Consider the following 22,422-nt stretch of genomic DNA (forward strand, 5'->3'; position numbering starts at 1 on the left):
AGCGCGTGGCGGGGACGGATGCGGGACAACAGGGCTGGGCGCGGCGGCTGAGCCGCGACTGCTGGCAGTACAAAAAGGATGTGCTGCTGGCGCTGGGCGCCTCGCTCGCCGGGATGGCCATCATGGCGCTGGTCCCGCTCGTACCGAAGCTGATCATCGACGATGTCATCGTCACGCACGAACGGTCCCTGGCCCCCTGGGCCATCCTGCTGGTCGTCGCCGCGATCGCCGTCTACGTCCTCACCTACATCCGCCGTTTCTACGGCGGCCGCCTCGCCCTGGACGCCCAGCACGATCTGCGGACCAGGATGTTCGGCTCGATCGCCCGGCTCGACGGCCGGCGGCAGGACGAGCTGAGCACCGGCCAGGTCGTCGGCCGTGCCACCAGCGACCTCCAGCTCATCCAGAGCCTGCTGTTCATGATCCCGATGATGATCGGGAACGTTCTGCTCTTTGTGATCTCCCTGGTCGTGATGGCGATCCTCTCGCCGCTGCTCACTGTCGTCGCGCTGGCCGTCGCCCCGGCCCTGTGGTTCATCGCCAAGCACAGCCGCGCCCGCCTCTTCCCGGCCACCTGGTACGCACAGGGCCAGGCCGCCGCGGTGGCCGGCGTCGTGGACGGCGCGGTGTCCGGCGTCCGGGTCGTCAAGGGCTTCGGGCAGGAGGAGCAGGAGACCGGCAAGCTGCGCGAGGTCAGCCGCCGGCTGTTCGCCGGGCGGCTGCGCACGGTCCGCCTCAACGCCCGCTACACCCCGGCCCTGCAGGCCGTACCGGCGTTCGGCCAGGTCGCGATGCTGGCCGTCGGCGGCTGGATGGCCACCCAGGGGCAGGTCACCCTCGGCACCTTCGTCGCCTTCTCCACATATCTCGCGCAGCTCGTCGGCCCGGTCCGGATGCTGGCGATGATGCTGACCGTCGGCCAGCAGGCGCGCGCCGGTGTGGAGCGGGTCTACGAGCTGATCGACACCGAGCCGATGATCGAGGAGCGCCCGGACGCGCACGAGTTGCCCGCCGACGCCCCGGCCACCGTCGAATTCGACGCGGTGACCTTCGCGTACGCACCACTGCACACCAAAGATGAAGGGGCCGCCGAGGACGCCGGGGACGACGAAGCGGTCCTGGGCGGCTGGGGCGCTGCCCCCTCCGAGTGTCCCGGTTCCGGCTCCGGAGCCCGTCCCGTACTCGACGGCTTCTCGCTCCGTATGGAGCCGGGCGAGACCGTCGCCGTCGTCGGCACCTCCGGCAGCGGCAAGTCCACCGTCTCCCTCCTGCTGCCCCGCTTCTACGACGTCTCCGCCGGCCGCGTCCTGGTCGGCGGCCACGACGTACGCGACCTGACCCTGGAATCCCTGCGTGCCGCCATCGGGCTGGTCCCCGAGAGCAGCTTCCTGTTCTCCGACTCCGTACGCGACAACATCGCCTACGGCCACCCGGACGCCACCGACGAGCAGGTGCGCGCCGCGGCCCGCGCTGCCCAGGCCGACGGCTTCATATCCGAGCTGCCCGAGGGCTATGACACCAAGGTCGGCGAGCAGGGGCTCACCCTCTCCGGCGGCCAGCGCCAGCGCGTCGCCCTGGCCCGCGCCATCCTCACCGACCCCCGTCTGCTGGTCCTGGACGATGCGACCTCGGCGGTCGACGCCCGGGTGGAGCACGAGATCCACGAGGCGCTGCGCGGCGTCATGGCGGGCCGCACCACCCTGCTCATCGCGCATCGCGCCTCCACCCTGGCGCTCGCCGACCGGGTCGCCGTCCTCGACGGCGGGCGGCTGGTCGACATCGGCACCCAGGAGGAGCTGGAGGGCCGCTGTGCGCTCTATCGCAGACTGCTGACGGACCCGGAGGAGATGGGCGACGTCAAGCACGACCCGGCGGGCGCACTGGCCGGCGCCTTCAGCGGTGAGTACGCCGCGACCGGCCTGCTGGAACGTGAACCGGATGCCGCCGAGCCGGCCGGGCCCGATGGCGAGACCGCCCGGACCGAACCGGCCGGCACCATCACCCCCGAGCTGTGGGTCCGCCGCGAGCAGGACGCCGAGGCGGGCGCGGCCGGTCCGGTCCCCGCGGCCGCCGCTGCGGCCGGTCCCGGAATGGCCGCCGCGATGGCCGGCCTGCCGCCGACGCCCGAGCTGCTCGCCCAGGTGGCCGCGCTGCCGCCGGCCACCGACACACCGGACATCGACGAGGACCGGGCCGTGCGCCCCGAGCGCTCCTACGGCCTGCGCAGACTGCTGCACGGCTTCGGCGGGCCGCTGGCCTTCGCCCTCGCGCTGGTCGCGGTCGACGCCATCGCCGCCCTGCTGGTACCGATCCTGATCCGGCAGGGCATCGACGAGGGCGTCCGCCGCGGTGTGCTGGCCGGCGTCTGGACGGCCGCCGCGCTCGCCCTGGTCGTCGTCCTCGCCCAGTGGGCCGCGCAGGTCGGCGCCAACCGTATGACCGGACGGACCGGCGAACGGGTCCTCTACTCCCTCCGCCTCAAGATCTTCGCCCAGCTGCAGCGCCTCGGCCTCGACTACTACGAGCGCGAGCTGACCGGCAAGATCATGACCCGGATGACGACGGACGTGGACGCGCTGTCCACCTTCCTCCAGACCGGCCTGGTCACCGCCGTCGTCTCGGTGCTGACGTTCTTCGGCATACTCGTCGCGCTGCTCGCCATCGACATCCAGCTGGCCCTCGTCGTCTTCGCCACCCTCCCGCCGCTGATCATCGGCACGTACTTCTTCCGAAAGCAGAGCGTGAAGGCGTACGAGCTGGCCCGCGAGCGGATCAGCGTCGTCAACGGCGACCTCCAGGAGAGCGTGTCCGGCCTGCGGATCATCCAGGCGTTCCGGCGCGAGGGGCGCGGCATGGAGCGGTTCGCGGCCCGCAGCGACGCCTACCGCCGGGCCCGGGTCCGCGGCCAGTTCCTGATATCCGTCTACTTCCCGTTCGTCCAGCTGCTGTCGTCCGTCGCGGCGGCGCTGGTCCTGATAGTCGGCGCCGGCCGGGTCGGTTCGAACACCCTCACCGCCGGCGCGCTGGTCGCCTACCTGCTCTACATCGACCTGTTCTTCGCGCCCGTTCAGCAGCTCTCCCAGGTCTTCGACGGCTACCAGCAGGCCTCCGTCTCGCTGGGCCGCATCCAGGAGCTGCTGCGCGAGCCGACCACCACCCCGCCCGCCGAGCAGCCGCGCGAAGTGCCCGCACTGCGCGGCGACATCACCTTCGACAAGGTGCACTTCCACTACGGCAGGCACGACGACCAGGCCGAACAGGCCCTGGCCGGCATAGACCTCACCATCCCCGCAGGCCAGACCGTGGCCTTCGTCGGGGAGACCGGCGCCGGCAAGTCCACCCTCGTCAAGCTGGTCGCCCGGTACTACGACCCGTCCTCGGGTGCCGTCCGTGTCGACGGCACCGACCTGCGCGAACTGGACGTGACCGACTACCGCCGCCGCCTCGGCGTGGTCCCCCAGGAGTCCTACCTCTTCGCCGGCACGGTCCGCGACGCCATCGCCTACGGCCGCCCGGACGCCACCGACGCCGAGGTGGAGGCCGCCGCCCGGTCCGTCGGCGCGCACGCCATGATCGCCACCCTGGACGGCGGCTACCTCCACGAGGTCGCCGAACGCGGCCGCAACCTCTCCGCGGGCCAGCGCCAGCTGCTCGCCCTGGCCCGCGCCGAACTCGTCGACCCGGACGTGCTGCTGCTGGACGAGGCCACCGCCGCCCTGGACCTCGCCACCGAGGCCGTCGTCAACCAGGCCACCGACCGCCTCGTCGGCCGCCGTACGACCCTCGTCGTCGCCCACCGCCTGACCACCGCGGCCCGCGCGGACCGCGTTGTGGTCATGGACCACGGCAGGGTCGTCGAGGACGGCACACACGCCCAGCTCCTCGCCCGCGACGGCCGTTACGCGGAGCTGTGGCGCACCTTCACCGGCGAGGCGGAGTCGCTGGTGGCCTGAGGCCCGACACTGGGAGACCGGCGTGGTACCCCCCCTGAAGGGGGGTACCCCCGTCCGCCTCAGGGGGCTGGTGGTACCCCGGAGTCGCCGATAAGTTCAGCCCGACCTTTGCTATCCCAAGGGGAGGGTGCATGCGCAAAGCCATCAGATGGCTGCTGTCGCTCACCGTGCTCATAGGCACGGTAGGAGCCGGCAGCGCCGCGGCAGGGGCGGCCACCGCCGCCGAGCCGAAGACCAAGGACATCAAAGACCGGATCCTCGCCATTCCGGGGATGAGTCTCATTGAAGAGAAGCCGGTCGACGGCTACCGCTATTTCGTCCTGAACTACACCCAGCCGATTGACCACCGGCACCCCGAGAAAGGGAAATTCCAGCAGCGGCTGACCGTGCTGCACAAGTCGGTGGTCCGTCCGACGGTGTTCTTCACCTCCGGCTACAACGTCAACACCACCGCGACCCGCAGCGAACCGACGAAAATTATCGACGGTAATCAAGTCTCCCTCGAATACCGCTACTTCACCCCGTCGCGGCCCACGCCCGCCGACTGGAAAAAGCTGGACATCGAGCAGGCGGCGAAGGACCAGCACCGTATTTTCAAGGCACTGCACGGCATCTACAGCAAGAACTGGATCGCCACCGGCGGCAGCAAGGGCGGGATGACCGCGACGTACTACCGCCGCTTCTTCCCGCACGACATGAACGGCACCGTCGCCTACGTCGCACCCAACGACGTGAAGAACGACGAGGACTCGGCGTACGACCGGTTCTTCCGGACCGTCGGGACCGCCCAGTGCCGCACCGACCTCGCCGCCATCGAGCGGGAGGCGCTGCTGCGCCGCGAGGAGATGGTCGACCGCTTCCAGAAGTGGGCGGACAAGGAAAAGAAGACCTTCAAGACCGTCGGCAACGCCGACCGGGCCTATGAAGTCATGGTCACGGACCTGGTGTTCGGGTTCTGGCAGTACCAGCCGGCCGAGACCGCCTGCGCGAAGGTGCCCAAGTCGACCGTTTCCACGGACGACCTGTGGAAGTGGATGGACGAGGTCGGCGGCTTCGCCAGCTACACCGACCAGGGAATGGAGCCGTACACGCCGTACTACTACCAGGCGGGCACCCAGCTCGGTGAGCCCGGCTACAAGTACCCGAACGTGGCGGATCTGCTGAAGTACCCGGGGATCAACAACTCCCGGTCGTTCGTGCCGAAGGACATACCGATGACCTTCGACAAGAGCGCGATGCCCGACGTCGACGGCTGGGTGCGTCACCATGCGAACCGGATGATGTTCGTCAACGGCCAGTACGACCCGTGGAGTTCGGAGCACTTCAAGCTCGGCTCGGGCGCCCGGGATTCGTATGTGTTCACGGTGCCCGGCGGCAACCACGGCGCGAACATCGCCAAGCTGAAGGACGTCGACCGCACCAAGGCCACCGCCGAACTCCTCGACTGGGCCGGCGTCAAGGCCCCCGGGGACAGCGAGGTCGCCCCGCACCTCCCGTACGACAAGAAGCTGGACAAGCAGGAGACCCGGCGGATGCCGATGCTCCGGCCTTGAGGAGAACTCTTCAAGGAGAACTCTTCAAGGAGAGCTCCTTGAGGAGAGCTCCTTGAGGAATACGCCGTAACGAAGACAGCGAGCAGAGACAAGGGCGCGCTCCCTCCGGGTGGGGGAGCGCGCCCTGTTGGTCGGCGGGTGTCCGGCGTCAGTACGTCAGGCCGTGGCCGATCGGGTAGAGGGTGGTGGCCGGGGCGTCGGCACGCATCACCGGGACCGGCAGCTTGCCCTGGGGGTTCCGCTGCCCGGCGATCACCCGCGCCGCGGCCCGCAGTTCCACATCCGTCCAGGAGTAGCTCGCCAGACCCGCCTTGACGCCGTCCAACTGCGCGATGTCGTACGGGTTGCGGACCGCCAGCTGCACCACCGGCTTCCCGGTGGCGACCAGCGCGCCGACCAGCTTCCGCTGGGGCGAATCCGCGGTCACGTTGTACGTGGCGACCACCGCGGCGTCCCGCTGCCCCAGCGCCGCCACGGCCTGGTCGATCTGCGCCTGCGTCGGCATCAGGCCGGTGGACAGCGCAGCAGCCGTGAAGCCGAGGTCGGTGAGGGTGTTCGCCAGGACCGTGGTGGGCGGCCCGCCGGTGCCGGACGGCGCGGCCGCATCGACGCCGACCACCAGCACCTGGCGCTCCCGGCGGCGGGACAGCGGCAGCACTCCGCCGTCGTTGCGCAACAGGGTGGTGGTGTGGTCCGCGATCCGGTCCGCGGTGGCGAGATGCCGGCGGGTGCCGACGACCCGGTCCACCGCCTGGTGCGTCGTGTACGGATTCGTGAACAGGCCGCGCCGCTCCTTCAGCAGCAGGATGCGCAGCAGCTTCCTGTCGAGATCGGGCCAGGTCAGCTCGCCGTCCTTGAGCGCTTTGAGGACGGCGCCGTGCGCCAGGGCGAGATCCGGCGGGTTGAGCAGCTGGTCGACGCCCGCCTTCAGGGCGAGGACCGGCACCCGGGCGTCGCCGTACTTCACCCGTACGCCCTCCATGCCGAGCGAATCCGTCACCACCACACCGTCGTATCCGAGGCGTTTGCGCAGGATGCCGGTGAGGATCGGCCGGGAGAGGGTGGCCGGGTCCTCGCTCGTGTCGAAGGCGGGGACGACGATATGCGCCGTCATGATCGAGTCGATGCCGGCGGCGATCGCGGCCTTGAAGGGCGGCGCGTCCAGCCGCTCCCACTCCTGGGCGGTGTGGTGTATGTACGGCAGCCCGACATGGCTGTCGGTGTCGGTGTCGCCGTGTCCGGGGAAGTGCTTGGCGCAGGCCGCGACCCCGGCGCGCTGATAGCCCTTCACCTCGGCGGCGACCATACGGGCCACGGCCTGCGGGTCGGCGCCGAAGGAACGTACGCCGATGACCGGGTTGGCCGGGTTGACGTTGACGTCCGCGTCCGGTGCGTAGTCCTGCCGGATGCCCATCGCGTACAGCTCCTCGCCGGCGATCCGGGCCGCCGTACGGGCGTCGACCCGGGAGCCGGACGCGCCGAGCGCCATCGCCCCGGGGAAGAGCGTGGCGGGCGCGCCGATACGGGCCACGATGCCGTGTTCCTGGTCCGTGGAGAGGAGCAGGGGGACGGGGACGCGCTGAGCGGCCGCGGCCTGCTGGATGCCGTTGGAGAGATCGGCGATCTGGTGCGGATCACGGGTGTTGTGCGTCCAGCCGAAGTAGATGATGCCGCCGACGTGGTACTTGGCGATCAGCTCGGCGGCATTGGCGACCCCGATCTCCTTCTGGTTCGCCGCGACATCGGCCGGGTCCGGGTCGGTCGCGGAATGCCCGTAGACCCGCATCACGAAGAGCTGGCCGACCTTTTCCTCCGGAGACATACGGGAGATGAGGCCGCGCAGCCGGGCCAGGGTGGCGGGGGTGGGAGAGGGCAGCTGGCGTCCGATGGCGGGCCCGTCGGCCTGCGCGGGTGCGGCGCCCGCGGCACAGGCGGCGGCCACGGCGGCCGCGGTGGTCAGGACGGTACGTCTGGAGTGCATGTGCGCTCCTTCCGGAGGGCTTCCTCGGCGAATTGAAGGAAACTTCCAAGGAGACACGGATAGCCGGAAAACTATTGCCGGTCAATGACTGGGCCGGAGGTGGCGCCCAGGTATTGCGGGGCGGGCGGCGATGTGTGATGGGGCGTCAGCAAGATCAGCGAGATCAGCGGGGACGGGGCAGGGCGTCAGGGGCAGGTCGTCGGGGGCTGGTCAGGTGTCATGGGGCAGGGCTTACCGGGCGGGCGGCGCCGGTGGCCGCACAGGGACCGGCGCGTCGAGGAGGCCTTGGAGGTGCTCGCGGCCCGCGGTCAGGAGAGCGGGCAGCTCGGCCGCTTGGGGGTACCAGCGCTTTTCGTACTCCCAGCAGAGCCAGCCGCCTGGCCCCTGGTCGACTGCGCCGTCCGGGCCACCGGGGCCGCCGTGGCCGCCGGGCCCGCGGCCGAGCGTGGCCACGGCGTCCGCGAGCGGCAGGGTGCCGGCGCCGAGCGGCAGGGGAGTGGTGTCCTCGGCCGAGACGACGTCCTTGACCTGGACATAGCCCAGATACGGGGCGAGCGCGGCGTATGTGTCGGCGGGCTCCTCGCCGCCGAGCCAGCTGTGCAGTACGTCCCAGAGCGCGCCGATGTTGCGGTGGCCCACGAGGCCCAGGATGCGGGCGGCGGCCGCGCCCGTACGGTGCGAGTCATGGGTCTCCAGCAGGACCCGGACGCCCCGGTCGGCGGCGAGCGGGGCCACCGCGCCGAGCCGGCGGGCGGCATCCGCCTCGGCCTCGGCCGCCGGGCGGTCACCGCCACCGGGGAAGACCCGCACGAACGGCGCCCCCAGATCGGCGGCGAGCCACACCAGCTCGCTCAGCTCCTGCGCCAGCTCCTCTTCGCCGGCCGCATCCTGGGCGGCCGCGACCTGGGTGTATCCGGCGACGGCCAGGATCTCTACACCGGCGTCCGCGAACTGCCCGCGTACGGCGGTCCGTTCGCGCATCCCGATCAGCGGGTGCACGGGCTCCTCCGGATGGGCGCGCAGCTCGACCCCCTGATATCCGGCGCGGGTGGCCAGCCGGAGAACGTCCGCCACGGGCATGCCGGGCACCCCGAGGGTGGAGAACGCGAACCGCATCGCGCCGTTGGTGTCACCCATGCTGCTCCCCATGTCACTTCCCATGCCGTCGCTCATGCCGTCCGAGCCGGTCCCGGTCGTCACAGGGCCAGACGCCAGTCCTGGCCGACCAGGTCCTGCCCGAAGCTATGGTGCGCCGACTCGCCGACCAGCTCGAATCCGGCGCGCTCATAGATCCTCCGGGCGGCGGCGAGCACGGAGTTCGTCCACAGCACCAGCTCGGCGTATCCGGCCCCGCGGGCGAACTCGACACAGGTCCCGACGAGCCGGCGGCCCACGCCGTGCCCCCGGGCGCCGGGCTCCACGAGCAGCAGCCGCAGCCGTGCGGTCCCGGGGCGGGCATCCCGTACGCACATCACCGCGCCCACCCGCTCGCCGCCGAGCTCCGCTATCCAGGTGCGGTCCCGTGCCGGGTCGAAGGCTTCGGCGTACTCGGCGACGATCCGGGCCACCAGTGCCTCGTAGCTGAGATCGAAGCCGTACTCGGCGGCGTAGAGCGCGGCGTTCCGCTCCACCATCCAGCCGAGGTCCCCGGGTCTGCTGGTACGCAGGCTGACCTCGGGTGCCGCCGTGGATTCAGGGACAGGAGGCTCGGGGGCCGGCGCGTCCGCGTCGAGCAGGGTGCGGATCGTCCGCATGGACGCCACCAGACGGGCCCGGTCGGCCGCCGGAAGCGGCTCCAGCAGCGAGCCCGCGGCGTCCTGCGAGCGCTCCTCCAACAGGCTTGCCGCTTCCCGGCCGCCCTTGGTCAGGGTGATGCGCTGCCGACGGGAATCCCGCTCCGATCTGCCGCGCGTGATCAGCTCGCGGTCCTCGAACTTGCCGAGCAGCCGGCTCAGATAGCCGGCGTCGAGCGACAGCGAAGCGCGCAGGTCGGCGGCGTCCACCCGCTCTTGATGGGCGACCTCGTAGAGCACCCGGGCTTCGGTGAGGGTGAAGGGGGTGTAGAGATGCCGTCCGTAGTCGAGCGCGCCGATGAGGTTCGTGTAGAAGCGGTTGAATCTGCGCAGCTCGCGAACGTCGGACGGGGGCTCGGCCGCCGTCCGGGCGGGCGTCTCAGCTGCCGCCCCGGCCGTTGTCCCGGCTGTTGTGTCGGATGTCGTCTCGGTTGTCATCGTCGACCCCCATCATCCTTGACTGAGTCAAGAGTACGGGATCGAGGTGGATCCGCGCACCAGCAATTCCGAGTGAAATGTCGCCAGCCCGCCCGGCGGCCGTTCCTCGCGGCCCATCGCCAGCCGCCCGGCGCGCGCCCCGGCCTCCTGGAGCGGCAGCCGCACGGTCGTCAGCGCGGGCGCCGCGTCCGCGCTGAACGGCAGATCGTCGAAACCGGCGACGGACACGTCCTCGGGGATGCGCAGCCCCCGGTCGCGCAGTGCCGCACACGCCCCCAGCGCGGCGGTGTCGTTGGCCGCCACGATCGCGGTCAAGTCCGTGTCCCGACGCAGGAGTTCAACGGTCGCGTCGTAACCGGAGGCGCGGTCGTAGGCGCCGTGCACGGTGCGCCGCGGGGCGTCTTCGATGCCGTGCGCGGCGAGTGCGGCACGATGGCCCGCCAGGCGTTCGCCCGTAGTGGTGCGTCCGGGCGGTCCCGCGACGCAGCCGATACGGCGGTGGCCGAGCCCGATGAGGTAGGCGGTCAGCCGCTCCGCGCCACCCTGGTTGTCGAACGCGAGGGTGGTGAGGCGAGTGGGGTCGTCCGGCTCCGGTGCGGGGGAGTCCTGCGCCGGCCGGCCGCAGAGCACCACCCTGGTGCCCGCACCGGCCAGCCGCGCCAGTTTGGCGGCCAGTGCCCGCGCGTGCTCCGCGCCCTCCGAAGCGCTGCCGGTCAGTACGACCGCGGCCGCCCGCTGCCGCTGGAGGAGGGTGAGATAGGTCAGTTCGCGCTCGGGGGCGCCGCCCGTATTGCAGACCACGGCCAACTTCTCGCCGCCGGGACCGGCCGTGCCGCTCAGCTCCGACTGCACGGCGCCGGCGATGATCCCGAAGAACGGGTCGGCGATGTCGTTGACCAGGATGCCCACGAGGTCGGAACTGGCGGCGGCCAGCGCGCTCGCCTGGCCGTTGACGACATACTCCAGCTCCTCCACGGCCCGCAGCACCCGGCCGCGGGTGCTCTCGGCGACCGGGTAGTTGCCGCTCAGTACGCGGGAGACGGTCGCCGTCGACACCCGGGCCCGCGCCGCCACATCCGCCAGCGTCACCGCCGCCATCGCGTGCTCCCCGTAACCCTCATGCGCCACGCGCTCCCCATGTCCCGCCTCTTGTCCGTGTCTTGCCGCGCAGGCTAGCGTCCCTCGCGGTAGAAAGCGCTTACTGCACGACGATTCCACATCCCGCTGTGAGCGAGAGGGGCCCGGCCGTGACGCGCACGACCGTACGCATCGCCATGAACGGTGTGACCGGACGCATGGGGTACCGCCAGCATCTGGTCCGCTCCATCCTCGCCCTGCGTGAACAGGGCGGCCTCGACCTGGGCGACGGGACGTTGATCTGGCCGGAACCGGTGCTCGTCGGCCGCTCGGAGCGCAAACTGCGGGCGCTGGCCGAACGGCACGGCCTGGAGCGCTGGAGCACCGACCTGGACGCCGTACTGGCCGACGACGGCATCGACATCTACTTCGACGCCCAGGTCACCGCCGCCCGAGAGGAGGCCGTGCAGAAAGCGATTGCGGCCGGCAAGCATCTGTACGTGGAGAAGCCCACGGCCAGCGACCTGGAAGGCGCGCTGAAGCTGGCCCGGCTGGCCCAGGACGCGGGCGTCAAGCACGGCGTCGTCCAGGACAAGCTCTTCCTGCCGGGGCTGCGCAAGCTCCGCCGCCTCGTCGAGGGCGGCTTCTTCGGCCGCATCCTGTCCGTACGGGGCGAGTTCGGCTACTGGGTCTTCGAAGGCGACTGGCAGCGTGCGCAGCGCCCCTCCTGGAACTACCGCGCCGAGGACGGCGGTGGCATCGCGGCCGACATGTTCCCGCACTGGGAGTATCTGCTGCACGAGCTGTTCGGGCCGGTCAGAACCGTCCAGGCGCACATCACCACGCACATCCCGCGCCGCTGGGACGAGTCGGGCACGCCGTACGACGCCACCGCAGACGACGCCGCGTACGGCATCTTCGAGCTGGCGGGCGGCATCGTCGCGCAGATCAACTCCTCCTGGGCGGTACGGGTGCACCGTGACGAGCTGGTGGAGTTCCAGGTGGACGGCACCGAGGGCTCGGCCGTCGCCGGGCTGCGCGGCTGCCGGGTCCAGCACCGCGCCGGCACCCCCAAACCGGTCTGGAACCCGGACATCCCGGCGACCGAGCCCTTCCGCGACCAGTGGCAGGAAGTCCCCGACAACGCCGAGTTCGACAACGGGTTCAAGGCGCAGTGGGAGCTGTTCCTGCGCCATGTCGTCCGCGATGAGCCCTGGAGCTGGGACCTGGCGGCCGGCGCCCGCGGCGTCCAGCTCGCCGAACTGGGCCTGCGGTCATCCCAAGAGGGACGCCGCCTGGACGTACCGGAGCTGAACCGGTGACCGCCCCGGTGAACGCGACCTCGCCCGCGCGCCGCCCGCTGCGCTCCCGTACCGTCTTCGCCGCCGCCCATGTCGTCGCCGACCCGCTCTCCGACACCACCCCGGACGGCCCGGCCGCTCTCGACTGGGATGCCACCCTCGCCTTCCGTCACCACCTGTGGTCGCACGGCCTGGGGGTGGCCGAGGCGATGGACACCGCGCAGCGCGGAATGGGCCTGGACTGGCCGGCGGCCGCCGAACTGATCCGCCGCTCCGCCGCCGAGGCACGCGCCGTCGACGGCCTGCTTGCCTGCGGCGTCGGTACCGATCAACTCCCTTCTACAGGAGCATCGTTGGGGGATGTGCGGTGCGCCTACGAGGAGCAGCTCGGGTTCGTCGAGGACGTCGGCGGCCGGCCGATCCTGATGGCGTCGCGGCAGCTCGCCGCGGCCGCCACCGGCCCGGACGACTATCTGGAGCTCTACGCCCACCTGCTGCGCCAGACCGCCCGACCGGTCGTCCTGCACTGGCTCGGCCCGATGTTCGACCCGGCGCTGGCGGGCTACTGGGGCAGCGCGGACCTCGACGCCGCCACGGACACGTTTCTGCGGATCATCGCCGAGAATCCCGGCAAGGTGGACGGCGTCAAGGTCTCCCTCCTGGACGCCGGCCGGGAGGTGGCGCTGCGCCGCCGGCTGCCGGACACCGTGCGCTGCTACACGGGCGACGACTTCCACTACCCCGAGCTGATCGCGGGTGACGACCAAGGCTTCAGCCACGCTCTGCTGGGCGTCTTCGACCCGCTGGCACCACTGGCCGCGGAGGCCGTACGCCTCCTCGACACCGGGGATGCCGCGGGCTTCAGGGCCATCGTCGATCCGACCGTCGCGCTCTCCCGGCACCTCTTCCGAACGCCCACCCGCTACTACAAGACCGGCGTTGTGCTGCTGGCCTGGCTCGCCGGGCACCAGTCGCACTTCAGCATGGTCGGCGGCCTGCAGTCGGCCCGCTCGCTGCCGCATCTGCGGCGCGCTCACGAACTGGCCGACGGGCTCGGCCTGTTCCCGGACCCTGAGCTCGCCGCCGCCCGGATGCGCAAGCTCCTCGCGGTCTACGGGGTGGAGGGCACATGAGCAACGGCTGCCCCACTGTTCTCACCCGTCTGAGCCTCAATCAGGAAACCATCAGACAGTGGTCGCTCCCGGAGCTGGTGGACGGTTGCGCGCGGGCGGGCGTGCGGGGCGTGGGCCTGTGGCGCGCGCCGGTGCAGCACTACGGGGTGGCCGCGGCCGCCCGGCTCGTACGGGATGCGGGGCTGAGCGTCACCAGCCTCTGCCGCGGCGGGTTCTTCACCGCCGCGGACCCGGCCGACCGGGCGGCCGCCCTGGACGACAACCGGGCCGCCATCGACGAGGCCGCCGTCCTCGGGACGGACACCCTCGTCCTGGTCTCCGGCGGGCTGCCGACCGGCAGCCGTGATCTGCGCGGCGCCCGGGAGCGGATCGCGGACGCGCTGGGCGTGTTGGGGCCGTACGCCGCGGAGCGGGGCGTACGGCTGGCGATCGAACCGCTGCACCCGATGTACGCGGCGGACCGGTGCGTGGTCTCCACGCTCGCCCAGGCGCTCGACCTCGCCGAGCGGTTCCCCGCCGAGCAGGTGGGGGTGGTCGTGGACACCTACCACCTGTGGTGGGACGACACGATCGGCGCGCAGATCGCCCGCGCGGGGGGCGCCGCTCAAGGCCCCGAAAGGGGCGCCGGATCGCGGATCGCCGCCTTCCAGCTCGCCGACTGGATCACCCCGCTGCCCGAGGGCGTCCTCCTGGGGCGCGGGCAGCTGGGCGACGGGGCGGTCGATCTGCGGTGGTTCCGGGAACGGGTCGACGCGACCGGCTACCGGGGGCCGGTCGAGGTGGAGATCTTCAACCCGGCGTTGTGGGCGCGGGACGGGGCGGAGGTACTGGCCGAGGTCGTGGACCGGTTCACGGCGCACGTGGGGTGAAGCGGCCGCGCCCGCGGACGTCCGTGCGCCCGGCCCCGTACCACCGATGCTCCGTACAGCCGGTGACCGGGAAATAACTCAGCGGATGGGTGCAACCGTTGCCGGTCCACGGCAGTCATAGCAGGCGTCGGCCTCGTAGGGGGACGGTCCGGGGGGATCCGGGGGCCGGCGTGGAGGGGGATTCGAGGGGCCCGGCCATCGGGCGGGCCCCTCGATGACGCTCCGGGCGCCAGCCCCGAGCGCAGGTCTTCGGCGCATTGTCAGACCCCGACGGTACCGTCGGGGTCATGGTCAACGCAGCCGTGGTGGAAGGGGTCCTGGAGCGGATCACCTACGCCAATGAGGAGAGCGGTTACACGGTCGCCCGCGTCGACACCGGCCGGGGCTCGGGCGATCTCCTCACCGTCGTCGGCGCGTTGCTCGGCGCGCAGCCGGGAGAGTCGCTGCGCTTGGAGGGCCGCTGGGGTTCCCACCCGCAGTACGGCAGACAGTTCACCGTCGAGAACTACACGACCGTCCTGCCCGCCACGATCCAGGGCATCCGCCGCTATCTCGGCTCCGGCCTGATCAAGGGCATCGGCCCACGCATCGCCGACCGCATCACCGAGCACTTCGGCACCGACACCCTCGACGTCATCGAGAACGAACCGAAGCGCCTCATCGAGGTCCCCGGCCTCGGCCCGAAGCGGACGAAGATGATCGGCGCGGCATGGGAGGAGCAGAAGGCCATCAAGGAGGTCATGGTCTTCCTCCAGGGCGTCGGCGTCTCGACCTCCATCGCCGTACGGATCTACAAGAAGTACGGCGACGCCTCCATCTCCGTAGTCCGCAACCAGCCCTACCGCCTCGCCTCGGACGTGTGGGGCATCGGCTTCCTGACCGCCGACCGCATCGCCCAGTCCGTCGGCATCCCGCATGACAGCCCGGACCGCGTCAAGGCGGGCCTGCAGTACGCCCTGTCGCAGTCCACCGACCAGGGCCACTGCTACCTCCCCGAGGAGCAACTGATCGCGGACGCGGTGAAGTTGCTCCAGGTGGACACCGGCCTGGTCATCGACTGTCTCGCGGAGCTGGCCGCGGACCCCGAGGGGGTGGTCCGCGAGCAGCTGCCGGCCGGCGCGGACGGCGTGCCGGTCACCGCGGTCTATCTGGTGCCGTTCCACCGCGCCGAGATCTCCCTGGCCGGCCGGCTGACCCGCCTGCTGCGTACGGACGAGGACCGGATGCCGGCGTTCCGGGACGTGGCCTGGGACAAGGCCCTGGCATGGCTCGCGCGGCGTACGGGCGCCGAGCTGGCACCGGAGCAGCAGGCGGCGGTGCGGCTGGCGCTGACCCGGAAGGTGGCGGTGCTCACCGGAGGGCCCGGCTGCGGCAAGTCCTTCACGGTCCGTTCCGTAGTTGAGCTGGCCCGCGCCAAGAAGGCCAAGGTGGTGCTCGCGGCGCCCACCGGCCGGGCGGCCAAGCGGCTTTCGGAGCTCACCGGAGCGGATGCCTCCACCGTCCACCGCCTCCTGGAGCTCAAGCCCGGTGGCGACGCCGCGTACGACGCCGACCGGCCGCTGGACGCCGATCTGGTGGTGGTCGACGAGGCGTCGATGCTGGATCTGCTGCTCGCCAACAAGCTGGTCAAGGCCGTGCCGCCCGGTGCGCATCTGCTGCTCGTCGGGGATGTCGACCAGCTGCCTTCGGTCGGCGCGGGCGAGGTGCTGCGCGATCTGCTGGCGGAGTCCGGGCCGGTGCCGGCCGTCCGGCTGACCCGGATCTTCCGGCAGGCCCAGGAGTCCGGAGTGGTCACCAACGCCCACCGCATCAATTCCGGCGTGCCGCCCCTGACGACCGGTCTGCGGGACTTCTTCCTGTTCGCCGAGGAGGACAGCGAGGAGGCCGGGCGGCTGACGGTCGATGTGGCGGCCCGCCGGATCCCGGCGAAGTTCGGCCTCGACCCGCGCCGGGACGTCCAGGTGCTCGCCCCGATGCACCGCGGCCCGGCCGGCGCAGGCGCCCTGAACGGCCTGCTCCAGCAGGCCGTCACCCCGGCCCGCCCCGACCTGCCGGAGCGCCGCTTCGGCGGCCGGGTCTTCCGTGTGGGTGACAAAGTCACCCAGATCAGAAACAACTACGACAAGGGCCGCAACGGCGTCTTCAATGGCACGGTCGGCGTCGTGACCGCGCTGGACGCCGACGAACAGCGGCTGACGGTGCTCACCGATGAGGACGAGGAGGTCCCCTACGACTTCGACGAACTGGACGAACTCGCCCACGCCTACGCCGTGACGATCCATCGCTCGCAGGGTAGTGAGTATCCAGCGGTGGTGATTCCGGTCACCACCGGTGCCTGGATGATGCTGCAGCGCAATCTGTTGTATACCGCCGTTACCCGGGCAAAACGTTTGGTGGTGCTGGTCGGCTCCCGGAAGGCCCTGGGACAGGCCGTGCGCACCGTATCCGCCGGTCGGCGGTGCACAGCGCTGGATCACCGACTCGGCGGCGCGTTGTGATGTGCCGCCTCTTTCCCAATCGGGGCGAAGGGGAGCAGGATGGGCACTCAGGCGGCACTGAGTGCCGCGATAGGGCCCTATGGCCGACCCCGAGTGCACATCCAAGGTCCAAATGGGGGAAGGTGTAGGCAGTCAGGGCACCTCGAAGAAGAGGCACAACGTCGGTGAGGGATGACGTGAGCGACAACTCTGTAGTACTGCGTTACGGGGACGGCGAATACAGCTACCCGATCGTCGGCAGCACCGTCGGCGACAAGGGCTTCGATATCTCGAAGCTGCGCGCCCAGACCGGTCTGGTGACCCTGGATTCCGGTTACGGCAACACCGCGGCATATAAATCCGCGATCACCTATCTCGATGGTGAACAGGGGATTCTTCGTTACCGCGGCTACCCGATCGAGCAGCTCGCAGAGCGCAGCACGTTCGTCGAGACCGCGTACCTCCTGATCAACGGTGAGCTCCCCACCGTCGACGAACTGGCGAATTTCAAGCAGGACATCACCTACCACACCCTGCTCCACGAGGACGTCAAGCGCTTCTACGACGGCTTCCCCCGGGACGCCCACCCGATGGCGATGCTGTCGTCGGTCGTCAGCGCGCTGTCGACGTTCTACCAGGACAGCCACAACCCGTTCGACGAGCAGCAGCGCCATATCTCCATGGTCCGGCTGCTGGCCAAGCTCCCGACGATCGCGGCATACGCGTACAAGAAGTCGGTCGGCCACCCGGTCGTCTACCCGCGCAACGACCTCGGGTACGTCGAGAACTTCCTGCGGATGACGTTCTCCGTGCCCGCCGCCGAGTACGAGCTGGACCCGGTCGTGGTCAGCGCCCTGGACAAGCTGCTGATCCTGCACGCGGACCACGAGCAGAACTGCTCGACCTCCACCGTGCGCCTGGTCGGTTCCTCGCAGGCGAACCTCTTCGCCTCGATCTCGGCCGGCATCAACGCCCTGTGGGGCCCCCTGCACGGTGGCGCCAACCAGTCCGTGCTGGAGATGCTGGAAGGCATCCAGCGCGACGGCGGCGACGTCGACTCCTTCATCCGCAAGGTGAAGAACAAGGAAGACGGCGTGAAGCTCATGGGCTTCGGGCACCGCGTCTACAAGAACTTCGACCCCCGGGCGAAGATCATCAAGGCGGCGGCGCACGACGTCCTCTCGGCGCTCGGCAAGTCCGACGAGCTGCTGGACATCGCCCTCAAGCTGGAGGAGCACGCGCTGTCCGACGACTACTTCGTCTCGCGCAAGCTCTACCCGAACGTCGACTTTTACACCGGCCTGATCTACCGGGCCATGGGCTTCCCGACCGAGATGTTCACTGTGCTCTTCGCGCTCGGCCGGCTCCCCGGCTGGATCGCCCAGTGGCACGAGATGATCACGGAGCCCGGCTCCCGCATCGGCCGCCCGCGGCAGATCTACACCGGCGTCGTCGAGCGCGACTTCGTCCCGGTGGAACAGCGCTGACGCGACTTCGTTCCGACGGAACAGCGTTGACGGCAGACCGCCGGACGCCCTGACGGAAGAGGCCGGCGCCCCGACGAGACAGGGCGCGCCGGCGAGAGACGGTGAGTCCGTCAACGAAGCGGACAAGAGAAAGCGCCCCGCCTCCGGATCCCCCCACGGGTCCAGAGTGCGGGGCGCTTCCCATGTCCCGGGTCGGATTCCCCCCACGGGATCCGTCCGGGCGTTCTTGGGTCGCACCGCGATCTGCCGGGACGCGCACATTCGGGAGGGCCGCTCAAAGCTCCCCGGGCGCGTCGCCCCGGCCACGCGTAGCCGGCCTGATCCCCCAAGATCAGCACGGCTGGTGCAGTGCAAGCCCCGCCGGGGTGCTTGCACTGCCCGGTTAGACTCACGACCCCCCTCAATGGTTACGTTCCGATGAGTGTGATCTAAGTCTCTTGCCATATGAGGGCGAATGCGGTCAAGGGCCGCGATCTGGAGATCGAGGCCCTGGCGTATGGGTGTTGTGTCAGTTGTGGCGGCAATGTGAATTTTCGGAGCCGCAGGCTGTTTGTGACCAGATGGCCGCTCGCGAGGCGCAGGCCCTCCCGCCGGTGGCGAGCTCGACCTGCGCCTGTGTGCGGGGCGGAACCGGGTGGCCGGGGTCAGGCCTGGCCCACCAGCTCGTAGCCCGCCTCGTCGATGGCGGCGCGCACGGCCTCGTCGTCGAGCGGGGCCCCGGACGTGACGGTCACCAGGCCGGTGGCCGCGACCGCCTGTACCGAGCTGACGCCGGCGATCTCCGAGATCTCGGACGACACGGCCTTCTCGCAGTGCCCGCAGGTCATGCCGGTGACCTGGTACGTGGCGGTCACCTCGCCGACCTGGACGTCGGTGCCGCCGCCGGAGTGGCAGGAGCCTTCGGGGGTGCAGCAGGAGCCGTTCTCGGTCATGGGGATCTCTCCTTGTGGTGCCGGTGTGCCCGTGTGCCGACGTACCGATGAGGCGGTGCGCCGGAGTGGCGACGCGTGTCGTGGTGTTCCGTGTGCTGTGCGGAAAGTGTGCCGTGTTGCTGTGGTGCGAAGTGGCGTGCCCGGTTCCGGTGGTGGCCGGCGCCTCCCTGCGTCCCTGACTCTATACCCCTAGGGGGTATCAATCCAATACAGGCACGCCGTGCCGCGCCCGGGAGTCCGGGATTGCACGCGTTGCCGTGCGCCCCTCCGCGCGTCAGCCTGGGGAGTACGGGCTCGGGGCGGATCCGAGGAGGCGGCCAGATGGACGCACTCGCCTTCTACGGCCTGCTGGCGCTCACCACCCTGCCGCCGCTGGTGCCCAATTCCGGCCTGCTCGTCACCGCGGGCGTGCTCGCCTCCCAGGGGGACGCCTTCCTCCCCCTGATCCTGCTGGTCGTCTCCGGCAGCGCGTTTCTGGGCGATCTCCTGATGTACCTCGTGGCGCGCCGGTTCGGCGGACCCGTACGGTCCTGGATGCAGCGCAGGCCCCGCCGCCGGGCACTTCTGGAGTGGACCTCACAGCGCATCCAGCGCTACGGCGTGCCGTTCGTGATCGCCGTACGGTTCCTGCCCAGCGGACGGATCGCCGGCGCGCTTGCGTCCGGAGTCCTGGGCTACCCGCTGCGCAACTACGCGATCGGCGCCGGCGTCGCCGAGGTCCTGTGGGCGACGTACTCGGTCGGCCTCGGCTATATCGGCAGCGCCGCCGCGGGCGACCCGCTCTACGCCGCCGGCATCGGCATCGGCGTCTCCTGCGTGGTCGCCGCGGTGGGCAGTGCGATCCAGTGGGTGGCGCGCCGCCGCTCGGTGCGCGTACCGCCCGGCGAAAGCGGCGAGAGCGAGAGCGGCGGGACCAGTAACGGAGAAGGGGAGGGGGCGCGGAAGGGAGCGGGGCGGAGGGCGCTCACCAGGCCTCTTCGGCAGCCGCGGCGTGATTGTCAGTGGCTGCCCCTACCGTGTTCATATGAGGCATCGGACAGCCGCGCCGCGGGTGCGGATCGAGCCGTGGACGGCGGCCGATCTCGCATTGCTGCGCAGGACCAACGTACCGGAGATGACCGAGCATGTCGGCGGCCCGGAGACCGAGGAACAGGTGCTCGCGCGGCACCGGAGATATCTCGAACTCAACGGCCCGGGGCGGATGTTCCGCATAGTGCTGCTGCCGGAGGACGGGCCGGAAGGGGACGTGGCCGGGTCGATCGGGTTCTGGGAGCGGACCTGGCAGGGGGAGAAGGTGTACGAGACGGGGTGGGGTGTGCTGCCCGAGTTCCAGGGCCGGGGCGTAGCGATGGCGGCGGTGCGGGAGGTCATAGCGGCGGCCAGGGCCGAGGGGCGGCACGGCTCCCTGTATGCGTTTCCCTCGGTGGCGCATACCGCGTCGAACGCGGTCTGTCGTAGGGCGGGGTTCGGTCTCGTGGGGGAGTGCCAATTCGAGTACCCCAAGGGGAACTTGATGCGGTCCAACGAATGGCGGGTGGATCTGGCCGCCGCGTCCCGGTCGTCCGCTGGTCTCAGCGCAGGAGGTTGAGACTGGAGAGCGCGGTGAAGAGGAGCACCAGGCGCTCGAAGAGGGACTGGTTGATGCGGTGCACGCAGGCGCGGCCGATGACCGCGCCGACGAGTACGGCGAGTGCGAGCACCGCGTCCAGGGCGAGTGCGCCGGCTGTGATCAGCCCCAGCGCGATGCTGAACGGCAGCTTGACGACATTGAGGATGAGGAAGAACCACGCCCCGGTGCCCAGGAAGCCGAGCATGGTGAAGCCCGAGGAGAGGAGGTAGAGCGACATCGCCGGGCCACCGGCATTGGCGACCATGGTGGCGAAACCTGCGACGAGACCGAAGAGCAGAGCTCGGACGTGGCGTTGACGGCCGGTCACCTCGTCCGTTCCGGAGTCCGCGTCCGACGGCCGGCGGTTACGCGCCCGTTGCCACAGATGATGCAGCACGATCGCCAGCAGCAGCGCCCCGATCGTGCGCCGGATGACGGTGTCGCCGGTCTCGGCGACGAAGGCGACGCCGAGCAGGATGCCGGCCGCGACCGACGGCAACAGCCGCAGGAGCGCGGGCCAGTCGGCGTGCCGACGGTACGCGCCGACAGCCAGTACGTCCCCGACGAGGAGCAGCGGCAGCAGGGCACCGGTGGATTCCTTGGCGGGCAGTACGGCGGCGAACAGGGCAACGCTCAGCGCGCCGACACCGCTGATGGCGGTCTTGGAGACCCCCACCAGCAGCGCGGCGAGCACCAGCGTGCCCAGCGGTATGAGGCCGAGGCCGGTCACGCGCCCGTGGCCGCACCGCCGTCACCGGAGCTGGGGCCGTTGCCGGACCCGGGGCCGCTCGTGGCGCGGCCGCCGGTGGCCCGGACGTCGGCGACGGCGACCGGCAGTCCGGTCCGCCGCGAGCGTTCGCAGGCCTCGGCGATGTACAGCGCCTCCAGCGCCTCGGCGGGCGAACAGGGGCTCGGCGCACGGCCCGCGGCGACCTCGGCGAAGACGCCCAGCTCGGTGACGTACGCGTCATGGAAGCGCTCCATGAACGTGGCATACGGGGCGGCCGACCGGTGCCACGACAGCTCGGGCTCCGCCGACGGCAGCGGCGCGCGGTCGTCGAGGCCGACGATGCGGGCGCCCTCGGAGCCGCAGACCTCCAGCCGGACGTCGTGGCCCGCGCCGTTGTAGCGGGTCGCGGTGACGGTGGCCAGCGAGTCGTCGTCGAAGCGCAGCAGCGCCGCGCAGGTGTCGACGTCGCCCCCTTCGGTGAAGAACGACGCACCGCGGTTGGCGCCCTGTGCGTAGACCGAGACCACCTCGCGGCCCGTGAGCCAGCGCAGGATGTCGAAGTCATGGATGCTGCAGTCCCGGAACAGCCCGCCGGAGGTCGGGATATACCCGGCCGGTGGCGGCGTCTGGTCGCTGGTGCAGGCGCGCAGGGTGTGCAGCCAGCCCAGTTCGCCGGAGTGCAGCGCCTCGCGGGCGGCGCGGTACCCGGCGTCGAAGCGCCGCTGGAAGCCGATCTGTACGGGTACGGTTCCGGCCTGCGCGCGCTCCACGACACCGATGGTGCCCGCGACGTCCAGTGCGACCGGCTTCTCGCAGAACACCGGGACCCCGGCGTCCAGGGCCTGGTGGATCAGAGTCGCGTGGGCGCTGGTGGCCGCGGTGATCACCACGCCGTCCAGGCCGTCCGCGTACATCTCCTCGATGCCGGCGGCGGCCCGTACGCCGAGGGTGCCCGCGAGCGACGCGGCGCGCGCGGCGTCCATATCCGCGACGACGATGTCCGAGACGCCGGGGACGTTCTGGAGGGTCTCGGCGTGGAACGCGCCGATGCGCCCGGTGCCGATCAGACCGATCTTCATGCCTCGGATC

Annotated in this window: 16 protein-coding genes and 1 pseudogene; 9 read left to right on the forward strand and 8 right to left on the reverse strand. The window is 70.7% G+C overall.

What is annotated here, in order from left to right:
- The first annotated feature begins 5 nt into the window (after nt 1-5).
- Nucleotides 6-3,953: an ABC transporter ATP-binding protein gene (locus AB0I10_RS05235; protein ID WP_363150948.1), complete on the forward strand. Its 3,948-nt coding sequence runs from the start codon at nt 6-8 to the stop codon at nt 3,951-3,953.
- A gap of 131 nt (nt 3,954-4,084) precedes the next feature.
- Nucleotides 4,085-5,506 carry a S28 family serine protease gene (locus AB0I10_RS05240; RefSeq protein WP_363150949.1) on the forward strand — a complete coding sequence of 474 codons (1,422 nt, stop codon included), beginning with the start codon at nt 4,085-4,087 and terminating at the stop codon, nt 5,504-5,506.
- A gap of 148 nt (nt 5,507-5,654) precedes the next feature.
- Here the strand turns inward: AB0I10_RS05240 and AB0I10_RS05245 are convergent, their stop codons facing one another.
- The 4 genes from AB0I10_RS05245 to AB0I10_RS05260 all read right to left on the reverse strand — a co-directional run bounded on the left by AB0I10_RS05245 (nt 5,655) and on the right by AB0I10_RS05260 (nt 10,816).
- The gene (locus tag AB0I10_RS05245) at nt 5,655-7,487 is read right to left on the reverse strand and encodes a glycoside hydrolase family 3 protein (protein WP_363150950.1); all 1,833 of its coding nucleotides are present in this window, start codon (nt 7,485-7,487) and stop codon (nt 5,655-5,657) included.
- A gap of 231 nt (nt 7,488-7,718) precedes the next feature.
- Complete coding sequence (locus AB0I10_RS05250; RefSeq protein WP_363151088.1) at nt 7,719-8,603, reverse strand: sugar phosphate isomerase/epimerase; 885 nt, start codon at nt 8,601-8,603, stop codon at nt 7,719-7,721.
- 80 nt (nt 8,604-8,683) lie between these two features.
- Nucleotides 8,684-9,718, reverse strand: a complete 1,035-nt coding sequence (locus tag AB0I10_RS05255; protein ID WP_363150951.1) for a helix-turn-helix domain-containing GNAT family N-acetyltransferase — start codon at nt 9,716-9,718, stop codon at nt 8,684-8,686.
- Nucleotides 9,719-9,745: 27 nt separating this feature from the next.
- Nucleotides 9,746-10,816: a LacI family DNA-binding transcriptional regulator gene (locus AB0I10_RS05260; protein WP_363151089.1), complete on the reverse strand. Its 1,071-nt coding sequence runs from the start codon at nt 10,814-10,816 to the stop codon at nt 9,746-9,748.
- A 149-nt stretch (nt 10,817-10,965) separates the two neighbouring features.
- Here AB0I10_RS05260 and AB0I10_RS05265 point away from each other — a divergent pair, with 149 nt between their 5' ends.
- From AB0I10_RS05265 to AB0I10_RS05285, 5 genes are all read left to right on the forward strand, one after another.
- Entirely contained in the window at nt 10,966-12,117 is a 1,152-nt protein-coding gene (locus AB0I10_RS05265; RefSeq protein WP_363150952.1) for a Gfo/Idh/MocA family oxidoreductase, read from the forward strand.
- Nucleotides 12,114-13,229, forward strand: coding sequence for a dihydrodipicolinate synthase family protein (locus tag AB0I10_RS05270; RefSeq protein WP_363150953.1), 1,116 nt, complete (start codon nt 12,114-12,116; stop codon nt 13,227-13,229). The genes AB0I10_RS05265 and AB0I10_RS05270 overlap by 4 nt, the downstream gene beginning before the upstream one ends.
- Entirely contained in the window at nt 13,226-14,098 is an 873-nt protein-coding gene (locus tag AB0I10_RS05275) for a sugar phosphate isomerase/epimerase family protein (protein WP_363150954.1), read from the forward strand. Before AB0I10_RS05270 ends, AB0I10_RS05275 begins: the two co-directional genes overlap by 4 nt.
- Nucleotides 14,099-14,385: 287 nt before the next feature.
- Nucleotides 14,386-16,596, forward strand: a complete 2,211-nt coding sequence (locus AB0I10_RS05280; protein ID WP_363150955.1) for an ATP-dependent RecD-like DNA helicase — start codon at nt 14,386-14,388, stop codon at nt 16,594-16,596.
- 176 nt (nt 16,597-16,772) lie between these two features.
- The gene (locus AB0I10_RS05285; RefSeq protein ID WP_363150956.1) at nt 16,773-18,062 is read left to right on the forward strand and encodes a citrate synthase; all 1,290 of its coding nucleotides are present in this window, start codon (nt 16,773-16,775) and stop codon (nt 18,060-18,062) included.
- A 644-nt stretch (nt 18,063-18,706) separates the two neighbouring features.
- Here the strand turns inward: AB0I10_RS05285 and AB0I10_RS05290 are convergent.
- On the reverse strand, nt 18,707-18,994 hold the full coding sequence (locus tag AB0I10_RS05290) for a heavy-metal-associated domain-containing protein (RefSeq protein ID WP_363150957.1): 288 nt from the start codon (nt 18,992-18,994) through the stop codon (nt 18,707-18,709).
- A 321-nt stretch (nt 18,995-19,315) separates the two neighbouring features.
- Between AB0I10_RS05290 and AB0I10_RS05295 the strand changes: the two are divergent.
- Nucleotides 19,316-19,687: pseudogene (locus AB0I10_RS05295) on the forward strand (VTT domain-containing protein); the annotation flags it as partial.
- 89 nt (nt 19,688-19,776) lie between these two features.
- Here the strand turns inward: AB0I10_RS05295 and AB0I10_RS05300 are convergent.
- On the reverse strand, nt 19,777-19,962 hold the full coding sequence (locus AB0I10_RS05300; RefSeq protein ID WP_363150958.1) for a hypothetical protein: 186 nt from the start codon (nt 19,960-19,962) through the stop codon (nt 19,777-19,779).
- A gap of 56 nt (nt 19,963-20,018) precedes the next feature.
- On the opposite strand from AB0I10_RS05300, the gene AB0I10_RS05305 reads away from it, so the two are divergent.
- Nucleotides 20,019-20,582 carry a GNAT family N-acetyltransferase gene (locus AB0I10_RS05305; RefSeq protein WP_363150959.1) on the forward strand — a complete coding sequence of 188 codons (564 nt, stop codon included), beginning with the start codon at nt 20,019-20,021 and terminating at the stop codon, nt 20,580-20,582.
- On the opposite strand, the gene AB0I10_RS05310 is transcribed toward AB0I10_RS05305, so the two are convergent.
- Together AB0I10_RS05310 and AB0I10_RS05315 are read right to left on the reverse strand one after the other, a co-directional pair.
- Nucleotides 20,566-21,333: a sulfite exporter TauE/SafE family protein gene (locus AB0I10_RS05310; RefSeq protein ID WP_363150960.1), complete on the reverse strand. Its 768-nt coding sequence runs from the start codon at nt 21,331-21,333 to the stop codon at nt 20,566-20,568. The two genes, AB0I10_RS05305 and AB0I10_RS05310, sit on opposite strands and share 17 nt — an antisense overlap.
- Nucleotides 21,330-22,412 carry a Gfo/Idh/MocA family oxidoreductase gene (locus AB0I10_RS05315; protein ID WP_363150961.1) on the reverse strand — a complete coding sequence of 361 codons (1,083 nt, stop codon included), beginning with the start codon at nt 22,410-22,412 and terminating at the stop codon, nt 21,330-21,332. Before AB0I10_RS05315 ends, AB0I10_RS05310 begins: the two co-directional genes overlap by 4 nt.
- Between the last annotated feature and the right edge of the window lie 10 nt (nt 22,413-22,422).

The organism is Streptomyces sp. NPDC050636 (assembly GCF_040654775.1).
In the GTDB taxonomy this organism is placed as follows: Bacteria; Actinomycetota; Actinomycetes; order Streptomycetales; family Streptomycetaceae; genus Streptomyces.

Bases quoted from the DNA above. Each gene is read 5' to 3' on its own strand.
- AB0I10_RS05275 (WP_363150954.1), top strand. From the start codon at position 13,226: ATGAGCAACGGCTGCCCCACTGTTCTCACCCGTCTGAGCCTCAATCAG.
- AB0I10_RS05315 (WP_363150961.1), bottom strand. From the start codon at position 22,412: ATGAAGATCGGTCTGATCGGCACCGGGCGCATCGGCGCGTTCCACGCC.
- AB0I10_RS05260 (WP_363151089.1), bottom strand. From the start codon at position 10,816: ATGGCGGCGGTGACGCTGGCGGATGTGGCGGCGCGGGCCCGGGTGTCG.
- AB0I10_RS05250 (WP_363151088.1), bottom strand. From the start codon at position 8,603: ATGCGGTTCGCGTTCTCCACCCTCGGGGTGCCCGGCATGCCCGTGGCG.
- AB0I10_RS05280 (WP_363150955.1), top strand. From the start codon at position 14,386: ATGGTCAACGCAGCCGTGGTGGAAGGGGTCCTGGAGCGGATCACCTAC.
- AB0I10_RS05245 (WP_363150950.1), bottom strand. From the start codon at position 7,487: ATGCACTCCAGACGTACCGTCCTGACCACCGCGGCCGCCGTGGCCGCC.
- AB0I10_RS05255 (WP_363150951.1), bottom strand. From the start codon at position 9,718: ATGACAACCGAGACGACATCCGACACAACAGCCGGGACAACGGCCGGG.
- AB0I10_RS05290 (WP_363150957.1), bottom strand. From the start codon at position 18,994: ATGACCGAGAACGGCTCCTGCTGCACCCCCGAAGGCTCCTGCCACTCC.
- AB0I10_RS05240 (WP_363150949.1), top strand. From the start codon at position 4,085: ATGCGCAAAGCCATCAGATGGCTGCTGTCGCTCACCGTGCTCATAGGC.
- AB0I10_RS05305 (WP_363150959.1), top strand. From the start codon at position 20,019: ATGAGGCATCGGACAGCCGCGCCGCGGGTGCGGATCGAGCCGTGGACG.